This window comes from Sulfitobacter sp. HI0129, from assembly GCF_001635395.1.
In the GTDB taxonomy this organism is placed as follows: domain Bacteria; phylum Pseudomonadota; class Alphaproteobacteria; order Rhodobacterales; family Rhodobacteraceae; genus Sulfitobacter.
The window spans coordinates 1-3,400 of the sequence record NZ_LWGH01000861.1 but is presented as its reverse complement, the minus strand read 5'-3'; the positions used below and the strand labels follow the sequence as shown (position 1 = coordinate 3,400).

Here is a 3,400-nt window from a genome sequence, read left to right as displayed (position 1 = left end):
GTCTTTTCCATCGCCGGATGGTGGACCGCCCGCGCGCCGGTCGCAAGGGCGCAAGCTCGGCTCAGAGCGCGGATAAATCGATTTTGGCGGCGTCCGGCACCAGCGCGTTGATCTGGCGCAAATGCTCGGGCAGACAGCGTGTGAGAAAATCGTAATTCTCCACAACATGCGCCCGCGCCGCCGCGCCGATACCCGCGTATTTTTCCGGAGCGGCCAAGACTTGAACGACCTGCGCCGCCACGGCTGTCGGATCGAAATAGTCAGCCAGCAGCCCTGTTTCGCCATGCCGAATGACCTCCCGAACTGGGGCCACATCGGACCCGACGACAACCGCGCCCATCGACATCGCCTCCAGCAGGGACCACGAGAGGACGAATGGCATCGTCAGGTGAACGTGGCAGCGGCTCACCCGAAGCAGGGTGCAATAATCGTCATAGGGTACCCGCCCGAGGAAATGTACGCGGTCGTAGTCGATGCTGTCGCCCAGTTCCGCCTGCATCTCGCCACGCAGCCCCATCGGATGGCGCGATTTCGCCCCGTACGAAGTCTCGCTGCCCCCGACGATCACCACCCGGGCCTGCGGCCTTTCCCGCAGGATATCCGGCAAGGCACGCATGAACATGTGAAATCCCCGCGTCCGTTCGAGGTTTCGCGCGACGAACGTCACAACCTCGTCCCCGCGCGTGAGGGGCCGGTCCAGCCGTTTCAGCTTCAGGCTGGCTTTTGGATCGGGCCGCAACAGGTCCGTACGAATACCGTCATGACAGACATAAAGCTTTTCATGAAAGCTCTCGGGGAACCTGTCCCTCTGCCAGTGGGTCGGGCTCACCCCCCGGTCCACGACTTCGATGTTCACCAGTGGCACGGTATTGCGCGCCTGAAGCGTGAAGGCGACATCGGGAGAGGAAGGCTCCTCAGGGTCGAACCCGACGGAGCCGCCGGTGGGCCGATAGAAATATTCGAAATACCCGATGATCGGCACCTGCGGCCAGACCTGCCGCAGAAAGGAAAGCTCCCCCCAGCCGACATGGCCCAGTACGATGTCGGGGCGAAAACCTTCCTGCTCCAGCGCCTGCGTCGCGCGGGCGACCCCCATACCGGCGCTCGCCGCCTCTTCCCAGACGCGGGAAAGCGCATAGGACTTGGGGGAAGGCCGGTGATGCACCGCATAAACGCGCGCCTCGACGCCGGGAATGTCCGGGGGTGCCTTCCGCTGGGTGAGAAAGACGATCCGATGCTGCCCGCGCGCCCCCAGCCATTGGGCAAGTTCCTTGTACTGCCCCGGCATGTTCTGGTGGACGAAAAGGATGTTCACTCTGCCGCCACCCCCGCCAACCTGCGCATCGGGAGGAGCAGGTTCACTTGCCCTTCCAGACAGGGTCGCGTTTTTCAGCGAAGGCCCGCGCCCCTTCGAGCTGATCTTCCGAAGCATAGAGCTGGTCCACCGTGCGAAGCTGCCGCCGGGTGATGCGGTTCATCATGGTCTGAAATTTCGCGTCTTCAGCTTCGCGCACGATCTCCTTGATCGCGGCATAGACAAGCGGCGGGCCGGAAGCCAGCAAACGCGCCTGCTCCCACACCCGGTCCATCAGCTTTTCCGCCGGGACGATCTCGTTCACCAGCCCCCAGCCTTTGGCTTCCTCGGCATCGAACCAGCGCCCCGTCAAAAGCAGCTCCATCGCGATGTGATAGGGGATGCGCTTGGGCAGCTTGACGCTGGCGGCATCGGCCACCGTCCCCGACCGAATTTCCGGCAAGGCGAATGTCGCGTGATCGGCGGCGATGATCATGTCGGCAGAAAGCGCCAACTCCAGCCCCCCGCCGCAGGCGATCCCGTTGACAGCGGCAATCACCGGCTTGTTGAGGTCGCGCAGCTCCTGCAGGCCGCCGAACCCTCCAACGCCATAGTCGCCATCCACCGCGTCCCCGTCGGCGGCGGCCTTCAGATCCCACCCGGGGCAAAAGAACTTGTCCCCCGCGCCTCGAATGATCGCAACGCGCAGCGCATCGTCGTCACGAAAGGCAGCAAAGACATCCCCCATCCGGCGAGAGGTCTGCAGATCGATGGCATTGGCCTTCGGCCGGTCGAGCGTAACTTCGAGGATACCGTCCTCGCTTCTGGTGGTGATCGGGTCCAAATCAACCTTCCTTTCTGGTTCTGCGGATCAACGCATCCACCGCAATCGCTCCGTCCGGCCTGCAGATCAGCGGATTGATCTCAACCTCTCCGATCGATTGCGGCTGTGCAACTACATAGGCCTGCACGGCCATGACCGTATCGCAGATGGCGTCGAGATCCGCCGCAGGCTTGCCCCGATACCCGCTCAGCAGCGGCGCGGTGCGAAGTCGCGCCAATGCCGCGCGCACGCTGTCCCTGCGGACAGGCAGCAAAAGTGAGGTCGTATCGCGCCACAGCTCGGTCAGAACGCCACCCGTCCCCAGCGTCAGGACGAAGCCATGGGCCGGGTCCCGCGTGATACCGATGAGCAGTTCGGCCACGCCGCCCGTTGCCATCTCCTCAACGAGGTATCCGCCGGCCCCCATATCGGCGGCTGCGGATGCGATATTCTGTGCCGGGATGCCCAGCGCGACCGCGCCCGCCTCGGTCTTATGGGCAAAGCCGGTTCCCTTGACGACGAGCGGGCCGGTCAACGCAGCGGCGCGCTTGCCTGCGTCTTCCGGCGTATCGGCGGTGATCCCGCGCGGTATCCGTACCCCAAATCCCGCCAGTTCCGCCTTTGCATCGGCCTCGGAAAGGGTCGTGAGTTCGCCGTGCAACTCTGCCCATAACGGTGCCTCGTCTTCGGGGCGGGTCTGCATCGCCGCCGCTTCCGCCGCCGCGAGCGCCTCGCTCAGCCCACAAAGCGGAACGACGCCGCCCGCCAGAAGCCGCCGGGCGACATCGGGGGGCATCAGTTCGGGCAGGGTCGAAACGACAGCGACCGCCCGCCCCGTGCGCGCCCTGACAGCCAGCGCGGCCTCGGTAGCGCATTCCCAGTCCTGCGCATCGGTATGCGGATAGTCGACGATCAGCAGGGTCAGCCCGATGTGGGGGGCGGCCATGGCGGCCCAGGCCTCGGCCATCCTGGCGGCATCGCGCCAAATATAGGTGTTGTAGTCCAACGGGTTGGAGAGCGCGACCATAGGCCCCAAGACATCCGAAAGTGTGTCACGCTGCGTAGTGGTGAGCGGCGGAAAGGTCAGCGAGCGGCCAACCGCCCCGTCCGCCGCAAGGCTTGCCTCCCCGCCGGAGCAGGAGACCGAAGAGAGTGTCGCCGAAGGCAGCCGTCCCACGGTGTGGAATATCTTCAGTGTCTCCAGCAGGGTGGGCAGATCGCGCACCCGAGGAATGGCGAGCCGCTCCAGCAAGGCCCCCGCCCCCGCGTCGCCCCCGGCCAAC

At 65.0% G+C, this 3,400-nt stretch carries 3 protein-coding genes; all 3 read right to left on the bottom strand.

Annotated features, from left to right (window positions below; genetic code table 11):
• Positions 1-61 precede the first annotated feature (61 nt).
• The 3 genes from A3764_RS20250 to A3764_RS26470 are packed head-to-tail and all read right to left on the bottom strand — an operon-like array spanning position 62 to position 2,820.
• Positions 62-1,315 carry a glycosyltransferase family 4 protein gene (locus tag A3764_RS20250; RefSeq protein WP_067921326.1) on the bottom strand — a complete coding sequence of 418 codons (1,254 nt, stop codon included), beginning with the start codon at positions 1,313-1,315 and terminating at the stop codon, positions 62-64.
• A 43-nt stretch (positions 1,316-1,358) separates the two neighbouring features.
• On the bottom strand, positions 1,359-2,138 hold the full coding sequence (locus tag A3764_RS20245; protein ID WP_067921328.1) for a carnitinyl-CoA dehydratase: 780 nt from the start codon (positions 2,136-2,138) through the stop codon (positions 1,359-1,361).
• A gap of 1 nt (position 2,139) precedes the next feature.
• A complete protein-coding gene (locus tag A3764_RS26470; RefSeq protein WP_443069400.1) occupies positions 2,140-2,820 on the bottom strand; it encodes an acetate--CoA ligase family protein in 681 nt (226 codons plus the stop codon).
• Positions 2,821-3,400: the final 580 nt, after the last annotated feature.

Coding starts and splice junctions, on each gene's coding strand:
- A3764_RS26470 (WP_443069400.1), bottom strand. CDS start 2,820: ATGCAGACCCGCCCCGAAGACGAGGCACCGTTATGGGCAGAGTTGCAC.